Here is a 16455-nt window from a genome sequence, read left to right on the forward strand (position 1 = left end):
GTATAGTTGTATGATGTATAACAACCTAAAAATTTCTAACAAGCCTTAAGGCAAAGTTAATAACAAGAAGTGAGGAAAACAACATGGCTTTTTCTGTTGAACAAATGCGCGGCGCTCTAAGTGATGGTCTTTTATCATTCCCGGTAACTGACTTCGATGCGAACGGTAAATTTAACGCTGAGACATATAAAGAGCGCCTAGAGTCGTTCATCAAGCACGGCGTTTCTTCAATTTTCATTGCTGGTGGCACTGGCGAGTTTTTCTCTCTTGATGAAGAAGACTTCCGCGAAATCGTTAAGGTTTCTGTTGCAACAGTAAAAGGTCGTGTACCAGTAATTGCTGCTGCAGGCCGCAGCGTAAAAGATGCGTCTAACTTTTCTAAAATTGCTGCAGATGCAGGTTGTGATGGTATCTTGTTGATGCCTCCATTCTTAACGGAATGCCCAGAAGACGGCATCATAGAATACGCATCGGCGGTTATGGCGAGCGCTGATACTCAATTTATTTACTATAACCGTGGTAATGGCATTCTAAGCGCTGAGTCTGTTAAAGAGCTGGCTGCTCGTAACCCGAACATGGTGGCGCTAAAAGATGGCGTGGGTAACATCGCAGCATTGAATGACACGATTAAAACAGTAGGTGATCGTCTAGTTTACATCGGTGGTGTTCCAACGGCTGAGATCTTTGCTGAAGCCTACCTTTCAATTGGTGTTAATACATATTCATCTGCTGCGTACAACTTCATGCCTGAAATGGCGATGGACTTTTATAAAGCATTGCGTGGTGGTGATCAGGCAACGGTAACGCGTATTATTCAAGATTTCTTCATTCCTTTCTGTCGCCTACGTGACACTAAGAAGGGTTATGCGGTAAGTCTGATTAAAGCTGGTGCGGCACTGAAAGGCATCTCAGCTGGCGATGTGCGTCCGCCTCTTACTATGCCAAACGCTGCAGATCTTGCTGCTTTAAAAGCGATTATTGAACGTAATTAAGCATTAAAGATTAAGGTGGGGGAGTTTACTCTCCCATTCGATCTAATAAATCGGGGAGAGCCCATCATATGTTTACAACAATTAAAAAAATGCAGGTAGTGCCAGTTGCTGGTTATGATAGTTTTCTGCTGAATCTTAGTGGTGGTCACGCACCATGGTTCATCCGTACTGTAGTGGTGCTGGAAGATAATGATGGCAATATTGGTCTAGGCGAAGTGCCAGCAACCGATAAAATCATTTCTACACTGGAAGAATGCCGCGCCCTAGTCGAAGGCCAGAGCGTCGGAAAGTGGAAAAGCATTATTAGCGATGTTCGTAATGCGACATCAGGTAAAGCGGATGATGTTCGTGGTAACCAAACCTTTGACCTAAGAACGGCCGTTCACGTTATTACAGCAATTGAGTCAGCATTGTTGGATTTGGCAGGTCAAAACATGGGCTTACCTGTTGTTGATTTACTTGGTCAATATGGCAAACAGCGCGACGAAGTTGAAGCGTTAGGCTATTTATTTTTCCTAGGTGACCGCACCAAAACAAACTTGCCTTACCCAACCTACGACAATCCTGTTGATGAGTGGGATCGTGTTCGTGGTCTAGAAGCCGTGACGCCAGATTCTATTGCAACACTCGCAAAAGCCGCTTACGACCGTTATGGCTTCAAAGATTTTAAACTCAAAGGTGGTGTTCTTGATGGCCATCAAGAAGCAGATTGTATTCGCGCATTATACGAAGCTTTCCCTGAAGCACGTTTGACGTTAGATCCAAATGGCGCTTGGACGCTTGATCAGGCAGTAGAATACCTAGATCCAATTAAACATATGCTGAGCTACGCAGAAGACCCTTGTGGTCAAGAAGGTGCTTGGTCTGGTCGCGAGACCATGTCTGAATTCAAACGCAGAACCGGTTTGAAAACCGCAACAAACATGATCGCAACGGACTGGAAACAGTTTAAAAATGCAGTACGTATGGATTCTGTTGATATTCCACTAGCGGATTGCCATTTTTGGACTATGCAAGGTGCCGTAGCCGTAGGTGAATTATGTAACGAGTGGGGCATGACGTGGGGATCCCACAGTAACAACCACTTCGATATTTCCTTAGCGATGATGACGCATGTTGCTGCAGCTTGTCCTGGTGAAGTGACAGCGATTGATACCCATTGGATTTGGCAAGATGGGCAGCGTGTAACCAAAGATCCATTAAAAATCCGTGGCGGTAAAATTACCGTACCAACCAAGCCGGGTTTAGGGATTGAATTGGACCGCGAAAAACTGATGGAAGCGCACGAATTATATAAAACGTTAACCTTAGGGCAGCGTGACGATAGTCAGGCAATGCAGTTCCTTATTCCGGGTTGGACATTTGATTCTAAGAAACCAGCGCTTGTTAGATAGTTAGCACTGGGGTAATGTTCTGGGTTTTAGAATATACGGCGTATTTAGAATGGATGGGGTTAAAACGGTGGCTAAATCACTACAAATAGAGCGAGTGGGTAAGGGCGATAGCTTAGCAAGCAATGTTGCAAAACAACTTGAAAAGCAAATCTCGGCTGGCCATATTTCTGTCGGAGATAAATTACCAACAGAAAATGCATTATGCGATCTATTTGGTGTGAGCCGTACCGTTATCCGAGAAGCAATTACACAACTGAAATCACTGGGTCTAGTTGAAACGAAACGTGGGGTTGGTACCAGCGTTATTCGTGCTCAGTCTAGTGAGACGTTGTTTGCTTATCAGATTGACCCCACTGCCATTGCCGATATTCTACATATCTTAGAAATGCGTTTGAGTGTTGAAACTACTGCTTGTGAGCTGGCTGCTTTGCGTCGCTCAGAAGACGATGTGGCAATACTTGAGAAGCATTTTAATGATTTTGACGAGGCACTAAGCCGAGGCGAATTGGCCAGAAAAGAAGACTATGCTTTTCATTTGGCTATTTGTACTGCCACTCGTAATCCTTTCCTTAAACAGTTCTATGAACAGTTTAATAAAAACGTTATCCCCAGAGCAAAATTGATTAATTCAAACTTGAAACAGGTGGCTACCGATGAATATTTGCATCGTATTCGCACTGAACATCTTGAAATACTGAATTGTATTAAGAATAAAGATGGAGAAGGTGCGAGACAGGCGATGCACAATCATTTATACCGTGCTTACCACCTGTACGAACGTTATCAGACGGATAACAAGTTTGATTTAGAATGAGAGCTTTGTAGCGATTTCGTTTATCGCAATATCCTGCAAAGCCCTTAGAAAAGAGACAGAAGTGAGCCTTGCTCACTTCTGTCTCTTTACAGCATTCGTTTGCTTTTCATAGCTTATATTTCATAGCTTATTTTTCATAAGTAATTAGGGGGAAACATGGATACGAAAGGGCTTCTTAAAGGCACTTCATTGGTTGCAGGTAACGATATTACTGGCACGCAAAAAGCCATTTATGCAATCAATCCTGCGACAAATGAAACACTTGAACCTGCTTATAATGGCGCAACCAAAGACGAAGTTGAGCAAGCGGTGAGTGCCGCTTGGCAAGCGTTTGATCAATACCGCGCCATTAGTATAGAAAAACGTGCCGCTTTCCTAGAATGTGTCGCTGATGAAATTCTAGCGCTAGGTGATGCCTTGGTAGAGCGTGCTATGGCGGAATCTGGTTTGCCAAAAGCGCGTATCGAAGGTGAGCGTGGCCGTACTATGGGTCAATTACGTTTGTTCGCTGGCGTTGTTCGTTTGGGTAAAGCAACGGATGCTCGCATTGATCCAGCTATGCCAGATCGTGCGCCATTACCTCGCTCTGATTTGCGTTTCCAAAAAATTGCCTTAGGCCCAGTTGCGGTCTTTGGTGCAAGTAACTTCCCATTGGCTTTCTCTGTTGCTGGTGGTGATACTGCGTCTGCATTGGCTGCAGGTTGTCCTGTTGTTGTAAAAGCGCATTCTGCTCATCCTGGAACGTCTGAACTTGTTGGCCGAGCGATTACGGCTGCGGTTAAAAAATGCGGTTTGCCTGCTGGCGTTTTCTCTCTACTTTATGGCTCTGGCCGTGAAATCGGTAGTGCTTTGGTAGCGCATCCTTCTATTAAAGCCGTTGGTTTTACTGGATCTCGTAGCGGTGGTGTTGCGCTAATGAATATTGCTGCAAATCGTCCTGAGCCAATTCCTGTTTATGCAGAAATGAGCAGCATCAACCCAGTCTTTGTCATGCCTGAAAAACTGTCTGCTGAAGCGCAAAGTGTGGCGAAAGGTTTTGTTGGCTCACTTGCCATGGGCGCAGGTCAATTCTGTACAAACCCAGGCATGGTTGTTTTGTTGAAAGGCGAAGCAGCGGATAGCTTTAAAGCGACGGTTGCCAGCGAAGTACAAGCATTGGGTACACAAACCATGCTAACGCCAGGTATTTACCAAGCGTATTGTGAAGGTGTTGAGAAGCTGGGCAACAACTCAGCAGCGGCACTGTTGGCGAAAGGTAATGATAGCGATCAACCAAACCAGTGTTGCCCACATGTATTCGCTACCAGTGCGAAAGCTTTCTTGGCTGATGCGTCAATGGAAGATGAAGTATTTGGTTCAACGTCTTTGATCATCGAATGCGATACCTTGGACGAATACAAGGTGGTGGCTGAGCACTTAGAAGGTCAACTGACCGCGACGGTTCAAATGTCAGATGCGGATGTTGAAGCCGTTCGAGCTTTGTTGCCAACGCTAGAGCGTAAAGTCGGTCGAATCCTATGTAACGGCTACCCAACAGGTGTCGAAGTGTGTCATTCCATGGTTCATGGCGGTCCTTTCCCTGCAACATCTGATAGCCGTTCTACGTCTGTTGGTAGTGCGGCGATTGATCGCTTCCTACGACCAGTGTGTTACCAAGACTTCCCAAGCTCATTGATCCCTGAGGCCATTCAAGATAAGAATCCTTTGAATGTGCCGCAATTGGTGGATGGAAAGTTTAACTAAGTCACACTTATTAAGCTCCAATACTCGCTATTTCAAGGGGCACTTCGGTGCCCCTTTTTATTTGTTGCTGTGCTATTTGGGAGAGATCGATGGAAGCGACTGCTTTTACGGCTATTTTGGATGTGTCCATCCCCGTTTTATTACTGATAGTAGTCGGGGCTTTTCTGCGTAATCGAGGCGTCATTGATGACAGCTTCATTGCTTCTGGTTCGCGCTTTGTCTTTGCTGTCGGCATGCCGACGTTACTCTTTTTTAGCATGCTGGGGGCGAGTCCGAGTAATTTGATGTCATGGCAAATGCCGCTTTTTTTTGCGGTAGGTATACTGCTTACCTTCGGTTTCGCATGGTGGTTGTCGGGTAGAGCGAAGGTGCCAGAATACGAGCGTGGCATCTTTATTCAAATTGCCTTCCGCGGTAATACAGGCGTTTTCAGTTTAGCCCTTGTGGTGAACATGTTTGGCGACGAAGGCGTCGTAATTGGCGGTGTTTTGGCCAGTATTACGTCTGTTATGTTTAATGTGTTGGCCGAAATTGCGCTGTCACGTTATCAAAAAGATCACTCCATTAGTCACAAAGCATTGTTTGGTACCATCGTGCGCAATCCGATGATCGTTGGTGTTGTGGCTGGGATTATAGTGAATCTGATTGGCTTGCCGATTCCGAGCCAAGTAGTCACCACAGGTAAGTATCTTGGCAGTGTGACTTTACCTTTAGCTTTGTTGTGTATTGGCGGCTCGTTGGCTACCAGTCGCTTTATTTTACCGCGTCGTATTTCGTTAGCGATTGCGGTTAAAGTTTTTATTAGTCCAGTTGTTTTAACCAGCTTAGCTGCATTAGTGGGGTTCTCTGAGCACGAGCAGTTGTATCTATTTTTGTTCTTTGGTGCGCCCGTCGCAGCGTCAGCCTACGTCGTTTCTGTAGCCCATGGCAGTGACGGCAAAGTGACCGCGAATGCCATTGCCACATCCACCTTAGTCGGCTCAGTGGTGATCGTATTTATCGCACCATTGCTGTTGGCGATACTTTAAACGGACATAAGGAAATCATTACATGAGTAAAATTGACGTATTGGTCGTTTGGCCAAACCGCCCAGAACAAATGCAAATGCTGGCAGACACTTATGAACTGCACCGTTACGATCTGGCCTCAGCAGAAGAAAAAGCCGCCATGATCGGTGCTGTTGGTGACAAGATACGTGCGGTGGCAACCACTCACGGGGGCGGATTTGACGAAACCTTATTAGCGCAATTGCCGAATTTGGAAATCGTCTGTTCATCCAGTGTGGGTCTGGATACCATCTGTGTGGAAGCCTGCCACAAGCGCGGCATTCCTGTTACAAACACACCGGATGTATTGACCGATGATGTGGCCGATATGGCGATGATGCTCACATTGACTACTCTGCGTCGCATGTTGCCTGCAGTAGATTGGATTCAGAGTGGTCACTGGGTCGAGAAGGGCATGATGCCATTGAATACCTCCCTGAAAGGCAAGACTCTTGGTATTGTCGGCTTAGGACGAATTGGTAAAGCCATCGCAGCCCGTGCCGAAGCATTTGGTATGAATGTTAGCTACTTCAGCCGCCAAGCTAAAACGGATGTCGATTACCGTCATTACGATGATCTGATTGCCTTGGCAAAAGATGTGGATGTTTTGGCGCCAGTTATTCCCGGTGGCCCAGCGACAGAAGGTTTAATTAGCCGTGAAGTTCTGAACGCATTAGGTGAAAACAGCTATTTTATCAACGTTTCGCGTGGCTCTGTTGTGGACGAAAAAGCGTTAGTAGACTTGCTCGAACAGCGCGCGATCAAAGGTGCGGGTTTGGACGTATTTGTGGATGAACCGAATGTTCCTAAAGCACTATTGTCTATGGATCACGTGGTCTTACAGCCACACTGTGCTAGCGGCACTTATGAAACGCGTGCTGCCATGGCGCAATTGGTAGTGGATAATCTCGCTGCGCACTTTGCAGCTAAACCACTGCTTACGCCTGTTATTCTTTGATTTCCTAAATAAAAAAAGCTCGAATTTCCGTTAGGAAATTCGAGCAAACAGGAGCACAATTTTTTGCCTGAACACCAACTTTATTTGGTAAGGCATTCAAGGATTTAACGTCTTAGAAACGCGGTACTGTCCCTTTCCAGTCTGGTTGGTACTTGCGCATTTCCGCAACGTCATTACGGGCACGAATGCCACAGTTTTCGTAGTTTTTGGCTAACACGGCCAAGGCGTCTCTATCCAATTCCACACCTAAGCCCGGCTTATCAGGGACCACGACTGCGCCATTTTTGAATGGGATCTTACCGCCGATAATGACTTCCTCTTCTTGCCAAGGATAGTGAGTGTCACAAGCGTACGTTAGATTATCAATCGCTGCGGCGGCATGAGTCATGGCCATTAAGCTGATGCCTAAGTGAGAGTTGGAGTGCATTGATAAGCCGATATCCCATGTTTTACACAACTGTGCCAGTTCTTGCGTGGCTCTTAGGCCGCCCCAGTAATGGTGATCAGACAAAATAACTTGCACTGAATCCAGCTTGATGGCCTTTGGAATGTCAAAGAACCCAATGACATACATATTGGTCGCTAATGGAATGTCGGTCATGGCGCTTACTTGTCCCATGGCTTCTTGGCCGTGGGCAGGGTCTTCTAAATATTGCAGTAGACCATTACCAAATTTGTCTAATAAACGCTTGGTGGTTTCCACCGTCCAACCACCATTGGGGTCAATACGCAGCGGCACATCAGGGAAGGCCTCACGCAGTGCTTCTAGCGCTTCAATCTCTTTTTCAGGCTCGAACACCCCTGCTTTTAGTTTGATCGATTGGAAGCCGTATTGATCAATCATCTTTTTCGCTTGCGCAACGATTTGCTCTGGCGTTACCGCTTCCCCCCACGTATCTACCCATGGATCTTCGGTAAAGCCATGACGTTCAAATTTGTAGAACAGGTAAGCGCTGTAGGCAACTTCATCGCGTACTTTACCGCCTAATAAATCACACACAGGACGGCCTGTAATCTTACCCATCAGGTCTAAGCAAGCAACTTCGAAGGCAGAGAAAATACGTGGCACCGTGGTTGCACCCAATGTACCTGGGGCGATGTCTAGTCCTGAATTTGGATCCGGTAGAGTGACAACGGATTCAATTTTGTTACGGATCGCATTGACATTGAAAACATCCATGCCCACTAGATGTGGCGCGACTTGGCGCAATTGGCTGATGGTTTGTTCGTCACCATAACTTTCACCTAAACCGTAATGGCCGTCTTCTGTCTTTATTTCAATAATGGTGCGCAAGGCCCATGCTTCATGAACACCATAAACATTGAGTAGTGGAGGATCACGGAACGCAATAGGAGTAATTTCAATTTGTTTAATACGTGACATACGGTTATCTCCTGAAAAAGGGAGTCTTATCGATGACTGTCATCATCGATAAGATGGTTAAAAAGTGTGAATGGTTAATATCCTAAAGTGCTAGGCAAAACCTGCAGCGAGAGCAAACATACAAACGATTAAAATAGTGGCAACAATGCCCCCAGCAATCCAAGGTGCAATGCCGTAGCGGTCTATTTCAGAATGATTATCGTGACCAATCATAAATATTCTCCTAGGTTAATTTCCGAGTGCTTCGGGAAGCCAAAGGGCGATTTGAGGGAAGCTCATGACGAGAATCAACCCGACAATTTGTAAGCCGATAAATGGCAACACAGAGATGAAGATTTCTTGCAGAGAAATGTCTTTTGGTGCGACTGATTTGAGCCAAAAGCAGGCTGGACCAAACGGTGGTGATAAGAAGTAAATCTGAATGTTGAGAACAAACAGAATACCAAACCAGACTTTTGCTTGATCTGGCGTCAGTCCAAGCTCGGGTGCTAGGGTCATGACGACGGGGGCAAAAACAGGAACCGTAATTAGCACGATGGCGATCCATTCCATAAATGTACCTAAGATCACCAAAATCAGCATCATTACCAAGATCACGCCAATGGCTGGAATGCCAAGGTTCATAAACAGTGAGCGCATAAAGTCCGCGCCACCGATTAAATTAAATATGCCAACAAAGGATACGGATCCTAGTACCAACCAAATGATGGTTCCCACGGTAGCCATAGAACCAACTAAAGAGGCCTTCAGCATGGACCATTTAAATTCATGGCGTACTGCAGAAACAATCATGGCACCCAAGGCACCCACTGCCGCCGCTTCGGTGACCGAAGCAATACCGCCATAGATGGATCCCATTACACAGCCGATCAGCATGATGCTCAAGAATACTGCGCTCAGACGAGCCTTAGACAGTTTACGTTCTTCACCTGTTAGCGCCGCTACTTCTTTCGCCGTTGGCGCTAATTTAGGGTTAATGTGCACACGAATCAGAACATACAGTGCATAGAAGACAGCCAGCATAAGTCCTGGTACGGCTCCAGCCATAAATAGATCACCAATGGCGACTTCTGCAGACAGACCGTAAACAATCATGATGATCGAAGGTGGAATCAAGGTAGCCAAGGCGCCCGCAGCACAAATTAGACCAATGCTCATTTTGCGGTCGTAGCCTAAGCGCAGCATTTGAGGCAAAGCCACAAGACCAAGCATCACAATTTCGCCGCCCATTACACCGGACATGGCCGCGAGAATAACCGCCACAACTACAGTTTGTACCGCCACGCCACCGCGTAGATTGCCAGCGAATATTGACATGGCATCAAATAAATCTTCTGCGATACCTGACTTTTCGAGGATGGTTGCCATTAATACGAAAAAGGGAATGGCAATCAGGGTGTAGTGATCAAGCAGTGCAGCTGTGTTGGCGGACACTAAGTACAACCCACGGGGGCCAAAGAAGGCAATTGCCATGACGACTGAGACGATCAAGGTTACGATGCCCAGTGGCATACCTGTCATCATCAAAGACACCAACATTGCGACCATGATTAAGGATATTACCCCTAAGCTATAAGAGCGCATGTCCAGTGCTGCGCTTGGGTCTAGGCTTTGGCCTACCGCTGAGAAGTAACCACTCACGCCGTCGAAAATCGATCCAGGTCCAGAAATATAGGCCAGTACCCCATTAATAAAGTACAACACCATAAATAGACCGATTAGCTTCACCGCCGCTTTGGCCCATCGGCTGTTTACGTGACGCCATAGGTTAACGGTTAGCTGAGCGAGGTACATAAACCCACCCAGCATCAGTAAGGTTTTCAACAGCATCGGCATGGGGGAGTTAAACGCACTACCGGTACGTTCAATATGATCTATCGCCATGTAGGCGCGCATGGATGCATCAGATAGCAACAGAAATAGCGCAACAATACCAATGCTGGATGCAAATAGATCAAGACGCCATTGGGCTTTAGGAGAGACAATATTGTGAATCACCGTAATACCAATATGGCGTTTCTTGAGCGTGATGTAGCCTGCCGACAGCATCCAACTTGCAGCGCACAGCACCATCACCACTTCAAATGCCCATTGTGTTGGCGAATTAAACACATAGCGGGCAACAACTTCCCATAAGGTAGCACCGGCCGCAACAAGGTAAAGTAGCGAAACCCCAATGCCAGAAAAGTGGCTAAAGTGATCTATGGGTGTGTATTCGAATTCTTCATGCGGCTGCGCATGCTCAATCGGGTTGTCGTCGGCAATTTCGACAATGTCATCAGCGTTGAGGCTCTGAGTTTTGGACATAGTGTTCACCTGATCTATCAGTCTACTGCATGGGTAGGCTTATTTTTATATGGAAAGTGCGGCGGCGGGACGATGTCCCAGCCGTCGCTAGTGGTAAATCACTCTTGGGCTAGAGTAGGCCTTTTTCGGTCATGAATTTAACGTGTGCTTTGTACACTTCTGTTGCTAGAGGTGATGCACTACCGAATGCTTCCCATGCTTGTTTCGCGATCTTACGGAAATCGTCTCGCTCGGATTGAGGCCAGTCGATGACGGTAATGTCGCCTTTGGCTTTGTCGCGTGCGACCAGCTCTTTATCTTTAGCATCTAGATAGGTGCGTAGGTCTGCGTAAGCGCTCAAGAACCATTCTGTTAGAGCAGCTTGGTCTTCTTTGTCTATCTTGTTCCAGGTTGCTTCATTGATGGTAAATTGCATAAAAGGCATTGAGTGAATGCCTGGATAAATTGGGTATTTGGCGACTTTATGCATGCCGCTGGCGTCATTGTTTGCGTACGCTGAGGAGTCAGCCGCATCAATCACGTTTTTCTCTAGGGCGGTGTACACCTCTGAACCAGGCAGCGATACAGGAGCTGCGCCGGCACGACGGAATACATCTGCAGCAAGACCTTCAGGGGAGCGAACTTTCAGCCCTTTCATATCTGCGACACCACGAACAGGTACTTTTGATACGAAGGCTTCGCGTTTTTCAGAGCTGCAGCCAATGACATGAACGCCGGGGTCGTATTTGTTGTACATCTTTTGTAGCAGCTCTTTACCGCCGCCTTGCATGCAAAACTCTTCAATTTGGGCTGGATTGTCATAGCCTGCAATTAAATCACCCATCAACGCATAAGCGGGGTCTTTGCCTGCAAAATAGCTGGTTGCGGTTAAATCGCCATCCAAGATTCCCATAGAAACCGCCACAGGCGTTTCTTTATGTGAAACGACAGAGCCAATAGGTAGCAATTCTATTTGCAGGTCGCCTCCAGTCATTTCTTTTAGTTTAGGTATCCATATTTGATTCAAGCGAGTCAAACTGATGTGTGACGCATTAAAGCTGGTTTGGACCTTGAGTGTTTCAGCGTAGGTTGGAGCAACTGAAAAAGCTAAACCGGCCGTAATTAGAGTAGCGGTGAGAGTTTTAGGTATGGATTTGAGAGGCATTGTTCTTCTCCTGATTTTTAGATTTATTGTTAGGAATTGCTCTTTATGGTTTCTTATATACTAATATATTAGTTGGTTTTGTCATTTATATACTAATATATTAATTTCGATGCGCAAGTCTTTTTTCTTTCGTGCTGCAAACGGCTCTGAGATAATGACTTAACTATTTAAGGCAAAATATGGCTTCAATCTTATGAACCAGAAGAATAATTATTTGATTAAAAATTATTTAGAGCAGAGCAACGACTTGCCTCGTACAGCGGTTGATCGTGTGTATGATGATCTATTGCGTCGCATTGTTAGTTTAGAGCTTCCACCTGGATCCCAGCTTGTTCGAGGTGAGATGTGCAGTGAATATAAAGTCAGTCAAACACCGGTCAGAGAAGCATTACTGAGACTAGAGCAGGTGGGCTTGGTGAACGTTAAGCCTCAGTCTGGTACAGAAGTTTCTTACATCGATGTAAAACAATTAGAGCAGAGTCACTTTCTTCGAGAGGCGCTGGAGTTTGAAGTAGTACGACAGTTAACGCAGATTCCAAATGAGGGAATTGTGTCTCAACTGCGAGAGATTGTTGCAATGCAGGAGCAGGTTTCTACAGCAGACAGCGAGGACATTATCATGTTTGCTAAACTGGATGAGCTGTTCCATCGTTCAATGTTTACTGCCATAGGTCATGAGTCTTTGTATAAATTGGTGCGTTCAAGGTCTGGGCATATGGATCGTGTGCGACGCTTGCATTTACCTTCTGAAGGCAAGATTCGCAGTGTTCTGGCTGGACATACGGCAATTGTTGATGCGATAGAGAGTGGTTCGCCAGACAAGGCCTTTGAGGCGATGCGTGATCATTTGGCGGGCACTATTTCAAGAGTACGTATTCTGCAGGAGGAGTTCCCAGAGTATTTCTGTTAACCAATATGCAGGTTTTGGCTCAAGATAAAAATCCCTTGAACATTCCTTAATTGATCAACGAGAAGTTAGTATAAAATAGGCTTTTTTAAGTATTGATAGAGCTCTCTATTAACCAAAGAGGTTGGTAGAGCGTTTCTTTATGGAGTCTATGTTGTTGGAAGCAAAAAGCGTTATTTTGGATGTGGCAGCCCCCGTTTTACTTATGGTAGCGATGGGTGTCTTTTTAAGGCGAATCAAGCTGATTAACGACGACTTTCTTCTTGTTAGTTCGCGGTTTGTTTTTAAAGTGTGCATGCCAACCTTGCTGTTTTTGGGATTGTACTCTAATAATCTCAGTGGTCTTATCCGCGTCAATTTTGCGTTATATTTTGTCTTTTCTATTTTCCTCACTTTTTTGCTCGCTTGGTTTCTCGCGATTCGCATTTCATTGCCTGCTGCCCAGCGTGGGGTTTTTGTACAAATAGCCTTTCGAGGAAATTGCGGGGTATTTAGTTTAGCGCTAGCCGTTAACATGTTCGGTCAAGAAGGCGTTGCTATCGGTGGGGTTATGTCAGGATTAAGTGTGCTGCTGTTTAATATCTTGGCGGAAGTAATTTTGACGCGGTACAGTGATGGCGCTCTACGCATTCGGTCTATGTTAAAAAACATGGCGCAGAATCCTCTTATTCTGGCAATTATTCTTGGTGTTCTGGCGAATGTGTGTGCTTTACAGCTACCTGTCTTTATCGTAAAAACAGGCTCCTTGATTGGTGGTGTCACATTGCCTTTGGCATTAGTTTGTATTGGTGGTGCGTTGGCGACAAGCGGTCTTAAGTTGCCTAGGTTTTTTTCTTTTGCCATTCTAGGTAAGGTGCTGATTAGCCCGTTTTTGTTTACTTTTATTGCTTTTTGGCTTGGTTTTACCCAAAAAGAATTATTATATCTCTTCCTATTCTTGAGTGCGCCAACCGCTGCATCCGCTTATGTGTCGGCAGTATCGAAAGGAGATGACGGTAGGTCGACTGCAAATGCGATAGCGAGCTCGACGTTAATCTCGTCGGTGATCATTGTAATTTGTGTGCCTATTATCGTTAGATTAACGAGCAGCTGATTAGCCCAACTTTTTGAAAACGTAGGGCTAAGATAGGAGTTTGGCCAGTCATACTATGAGTGGCCTCTATCTATTTCCCTTATCAACTCTCTATATCGTCCAAGCCCATTCGTTAAGTGGGCTCTCATCGCTTTTCTTGCGGCGTCTATGTCTTTTTCCGCATAGGCATCAATAATGGCTTTATGTTCTTCTATTAATATTTTTTCAAGACCTGGCTTCTGAATGAGGTTCGCCTCATCATGAAGGCGAGTTCGTGGAATAGAACGCTTAGCTAATATGGACAGTAAATCCACAAAATGCTGGTTGTTGCTTGCGCTAGCAATGGCATGGTGAAAATCATAGTCTTCTTTTTCTGCGTTTTGCTGGTTTTTTAGTTGGCGTTCTAGCAGGTCGAAACACCGATAAATTTCTGCTTCTTGTGCTAGTGAACTACGTGATATAGCTAATGCAATGCTTTCAATCTCAAGCGCAATGCGGATTTCGATCGTCTCTATGATCGCTGTTAAGGTCATCTCACCTTGCGCTAAGCTTGCTACAGTTTCCGTTTTAGGGCTGGATACAAAGACCCCTACACCCTGCTTTGCTTCGACTAAACCTTCTGCTTTAAGGGTAGCTATGGCTTCACGAAGGACGGTTCTGCTTACTCCCATTTCTGCTATCAAACTCGGTTCTGTTGGTAATTTATCGCCAGGAATGAGCTTTTCTTGGGCGATTTTATCTCGTAGACGTATGGCTATTAGCTGTGGAAGGCGCAATTTGGTGTTGTCTTTTTCTGGCATTTTTATAATGACCTGTTATTTCTCGATTAACATTATGTGTATAAGCGGTAGATAAGTATATCACATATGATGACTCTGGCTTTTCTTTAAATTTTGGCTGTTTTATGAGCGAATTTTAGTGTTTTTTAGATTTAGTCATATGATGTCTGTTGTAATACAACTAAATCTTATGATACAAATTAATTGTTGGTGATATGTGTTTGCTTAAACGGTCATCTCGACAACATAAACCGCCACCGATAATGGTGACGAAAAAGGAGAAATAACAATGATAAAAAAATTTTCCACTAAAAAAATCGGGTCTGCTTTGCTGGTTAGTAGTGCTTTAGCAACGGCTTGCTTTGCGCCCTTAGCACAAGCTGATTGGAAGGGGTGGAATGTCCATCCAGCTGGCTATCCTGTAACGGTTGCGATGGAGTCTTTTATAAAAGAGGCTGAGAAAGCGACCGATGGTCGTGTCAGTGGTCGAGTTTATAATGGTGCTATCCTTGGTAGCCAAGAAGACGCTATTCAAATGATGCAAGTCGGCGGTATCGATTTCGCCGAGTTTAACTTAGGCCCGATCGGTGCCTCCGTACCAGAAGTTAATGTCGTTTCTCTGCCTTTCATTTTCAAAAACGTTGAACACATGCATCGCGTTATGGATGGTCCTGTGGGCGACGAGCTAAGTAAAGCGATGGAGAAAAAAGGGATTATCTCTCTGGCTTGGTACGATTCTGGATCTCGCTCCTTTTATGATTCACGTAAGCCGATAAAAACACCTGAAGACATGAAAGGCATGAAGTTTCGTGTAATGAACAATGAACTTTATGTTGGCATGGTAGAAGCACTTGGTGGTAACGCAACACCAATGGCTTATTCTGAGGTGTACCAGTCTCTTAAAACTGGGGTAGTGGATGGGGCTGAAAATAATTGGCCATCATATGACTCTAGTAATCACTTTGAAGTGGCGAAATATTACTCTTTGACTCAGCACCTTATCTTGCCTGAAACCTTGAGTGTCAGTGCAAAAGCATGGGCTAAGTTGTCTCCAGCCGATCAAAAAGCCGTTCGTAAAGCGGCTCAAGACAGCGCAATGCTTGAGCGTAAGCTATGGGCCGAAAAAGTCACCGAGAGCCGCCAAAAGCTAATCGACGCAGGTATTGAAATTACAGAGATCAAAGATAAATCGGCCTTCCAAGATGCAATGGCGCCTGTTTATGCGAAAGCGGTTAAAGATAACCCTACGTTGGCCCCATTAATCGAAAAAATTCGCAACACGAACTAAATCGTAGAGTGAAGTAAGCGCCGTCATCTAATACTTTGGTGTTGGGTGGCGGTAATTCGATGATTTTTTATCGCGAGTAATGTGATGAATTCTTCTTCTATAAAAGAACCCGTCGTGAAGCGTTTTCTTGATCTGCTGTCAGTCATTGCAATGAGCATGTCTGGCGTTTGCATGGTCATTCTTGTTGTCTCGTTCGGTTGGTTAGTGTTTGGTCGTTATGTGTTGAATGACACCCCAACTTGGGTCGAGCAAATGGCCATGTTGTTGGTTACTACGATCACGTTTTTAGGTGCGTCAGTTGGTATTCATCAACGTACACATTTGAGCGTTGAAATGTTGTCTTTGGTGCTACCAGAGAAGAGCATGAAGTGTGTCGATATTTTTATTGATCTAACGTTATTGGTGTTTGGTATTGCCATGGCTTATTACAGTCATGAATTGGCCTCTTTTGCTTGGAGTCGCAACATTCCTTTATTGGGTATTCCCGATGGGGTTCGCTACATACCAGTGGTGACTGCGGGCATTTTAATTTCTCTTTTCTCTTCCTATCGTGTGTTCAATGGCGTAGTCGCGTTGTTTTCGCCTCTGGAAGCTGTGAATAAATCCGCTCCAAAAGGGGACCGATAA

General features: G+C 45.3%; 15 protein-coding genes. 10 read left to right on the top strand and 5 right to left on the bottom strand.

All coding sequences use genetic code 11. The annotated features are described in order from the left end of the window. The first annotated feature begins 83 nt into the window (after positions 1–83). From AC2A4J_RS02900 to AC2A4J_RS02925, 6 genes are all read left to right on the top strand, one after another. Entirely contained in the window at positions 84–992 is a 909-nt protein-coding gene (locus tag AC2A4J_RS02900; RefSeq protein ID WP_205113294.1) for a 5-dehydro-4-deoxyglucarate dehydratase, read from the top strand. Positions 993–1060: 68 nt separating this feature from the next. Continuing rightward, on the top strand, positions 1061–2386 hold the full coding sequence (locus AC2A4J_RS02905) for an enolase C-terminal domain-like protein (protein WP_255827747.1): 1326 nt from the start codon (positions 1061–1063) through the stop codon (positions 2384–2386). Between the two features lie 67 nt (positions 2387–2453). Continuing rightward, positions 2454–3200 carry a FadR/GntR family transcriptional regulator gene (locus tag AC2A4J_RS02910; protein WP_258861178.1) on the top strand — a complete coding sequence of 249 codons (747 nt, stop codon included), beginning with the start codon at positions 2454–2456 and terminating at the stop codon, positions 3198–3200. Positions 3201–3356: 156 nt separating this feature from the next. Next, a complete protein-coding gene (locus tag AC2A4J_RS02915; RefSeq protein ID WP_484174855.1) occupies positions 3357–4943 on the top strand; it encodes an aldehyde dehydrogenase (NADP(+)) in 1587 nt (528 codons plus the stop codon). An 89-nt stretch (positions 4944–5032) separates the two neighbouring features. After that, positions 5033–5971 (top strand): AEC family transporter, encoded by a 939-nt coding sequence (locus AC2A4J_RS02920; RefSeq protein ID WP_484174856.1) that lies wholly within the window; start codon positions 5033–5035, stop codon positions 5969–5971. Between the two features lie 22 nt (positions 5972–5993). Continuing rightward, positions 5994–6947 (top strand): 2-hydroxyacid dehydrogenase, encoded by a 954-nt coding sequence (locus AC2A4J_RS02925; RefSeq protein WP_484174857.1) that lies wholly within the window; start codon positions 5994–5996, stop codon positions 6945–6947. A gap of 112 nt (positions 6948–7059) precedes the next feature. On the opposite strand, the gene AC2A4J_RS02930 is transcribed toward AC2A4J_RS02925, so the two are convergent. The 4 genes from AC2A4J_RS02930 to AC2A4J_RS02945 all read right to left on the bottom strand — a co-directional run bounded on the left by AC2A4J_RS02930 (position 7060) and on the right by AC2A4J_RS02945 (position 11782). Next, positions 7060–8331 (bottom strand): glucarate dehydratase family protein, encoded by a 1272-nt coding sequence (locus AC2A4J_RS02930; protein WP_484174858.1) that lies wholly within the window; start codon positions 8329–8331, stop codon positions 7060–7062. A gap of 90 nt (positions 8332–8421) precedes the next feature. Then, the gene (locus AC2A4J_RS02935; RefSeq protein ID WP_484174859.1) at positions 8422–8544 is read right to left on the bottom strand and encodes a dihydroxy-acid dehydratase; all 123 of its coding nucleotides are present in this window, start codon (positions 8542–8544) and stop codon (positions 8422–8424) included. Between the two features lie 15 nt (positions 8545–8559). Further along, complete coding sequence (locus AC2A4J_RS02940) at positions 8560–10638, bottom strand: TRAP transporter large permease subunit (RefSeq protein ID WP_484174860.1); 2079 nt, start codon at positions 10636–10638, stop codon at positions 8560–8562. Between the two features lie 109 nt (positions 10639–10747). After that, complete coding sequence (locus tag AC2A4J_RS02945) at positions 10748–11782, bottom strand: TRAP transporter substrate-binding protein (RefSeq protein ID WP_484174861.1); 1035 nt, start codon at positions 11780–11782, stop codon at positions 10748–10750. Between the two features lie 193 nt (positions 11783–11975). On the opposite strand from AC2A4J_RS02945, the gene AC2A4J_RS02950 reads away from it, so the two are divergent. Continuing rightward, a complete protein-coding gene (locus AC2A4J_RS02950) occupies positions 11976–12692 on the top strand; it encodes a GntR family transcriptional regulator (RefSeq protein WP_484174862.1) in 717 nt (238 codons plus the stop codon). Between the two features lie 139 nt (positions 12693–12831). Continuing rightward, entirely contained in the window at positions 12832–13782 is a 951-nt protein-coding gene (locus AC2A4J_RS02955; protein ID WP_484174863.1) for an AEC family transporter, read from the top strand. Positions 13783–13835: 53 nt separating this feature from the next. On the opposite strand, the gene AC2A4J_RS02960 is transcribed toward AC2A4J_RS02955, so the two are convergent. Next, a complete protein-coding gene (locus AC2A4J_RS02960; protein ID WP_255827758.1) occupies positions 13836–14561 on the bottom strand; it encodes a FadR/GntR family transcriptional regulator in 726 nt (241 codons plus the stop codon). Between the two features lie 268 nt (positions 14562–14829). On the opposite strand from AC2A4J_RS02960, the gene AC2A4J_RS02965 reads away from it, so the two are divergent. Together AC2A4J_RS02965 and AC2A4J_RS02970 are read left to right on the top strand one after the other, a co-directional pair. Further along, on the top strand, positions 14830–15828 hold the full coding sequence (locus AC2A4J_RS02965; protein ID WP_255827759.1) for a TRAP transporter substrate-binding protein: 999 nt from the start codon (positions 14830–14832) through the stop codon (positions 15826–15828). Between the two features lie 84 nt (positions 15829–15912). Then, the gene (locus tag AC2A4J_RS02970; protein WP_484174864.1) at positions 15913–16455 is read left to right on the top strand and encodes a TRAP transporter small permease; all 543 of its coding nucleotides are present in this window, start codon (positions 15913–15915) and stop codon (positions 16453–16455) included.

It is taken from the genome of Marinomonas sp. ATLA20 (assembly GCF_057180105.1).

Coding starts and splice junctions, on each gene's coding strand:
- AC2A4J_RS02900 (WP_205113294.1), top strand. CDS start 84: ATGGCTTTTTCTGTTGAACAAATGCGCGGCGCTCTAAGTGATGGTCTT.
- AC2A4J_RS02905 (WP_255827747.1), top strand. CDS start 1,061: ATGTTTACAACAATTAAAAAAATGCAGGTAGTGCCAGTTGCTGGTTAT.
- AC2A4J_RS02915 (WP_484174855.1), top strand. CDS start 3,357: ATGGATACGAAAGGGCTTCTTAAAGGCACTTCATTGGTTGCAGGTAAC.
- AC2A4J_RS02920 (WP_484174856.1), top strand. CDS start 5,033: ATGGAAGCGACTGCTTTTACGGCTATTTTGGATGTGTCCATCCCCGTT.
- AC2A4J_RS02925 (WP_484174857.1), top strand. CDS start 5,994: ATGAGTAAAATTGACGTATTGGTCGTTTGGCCAAACCGCCCAGAACAA.
- AC2A4J_RS02930 (WP_484174858.1), bottom strand. CDS start 8,331: ATGTCACGTATTAAACAAATTGAAATTACTCCTATTGCGTTCCGTGAT.
- AC2A4J_RS02935 (WP_484174859.1), bottom strand. CDS start 8,544: ATGATTGGTCACGATAATCATTCTGAAATAGACCGCTACGGCATTGCA.
- AC2A4J_RS02940 (WP_484174860.1), bottom strand. CDS start 10,638: ATGTCCAAAACTCAGAGCCTCAACGCTGATGACATTGTCGAAATTGCC.
- AC2A4J_RS02945 (WP_484174861.1), bottom strand. CDS start 11,782: ATGCCTCTCAAATCCATACCTAAAACTCTCACCGCTACTCTAATTACG.
- AC2A4J_RS02950 (WP_484174862.1), top strand. CDS start 11,976: ATGAACCAGAAGAATAATTATTTGATTAAAAATTATTTAGAGCAGAGC.
- AC2A4J_RS02955 (WP_484174863.1), top strand. CDS start 12,832: ATGGAGTCTATGTTGTTGGAAGCAAAAAGCGTTATTTTGGATGTGGCA.
- AC2A4J_RS02960 (WP_255827758.1), bottom strand. CDS start 14,561: ATGCCAGAAAAAGACAACACCAAATTGCGCCTTCCACAGCTAATAGCC.
- AC2A4J_RS02965 (WP_255827759.1), top strand. CDS start 14,830: ATGATAAAAAAATTTTCCACTAAAAAAATCGGGTCTGCTTTGCTGGTT.
- AC2A4J_RS02970 (WP_484174864.1), top strand. CDS start 15,913: ATGAATTCTTCTTCTATAAAAGAACCCGTCGTGAAGCGTTTTCTTGAT.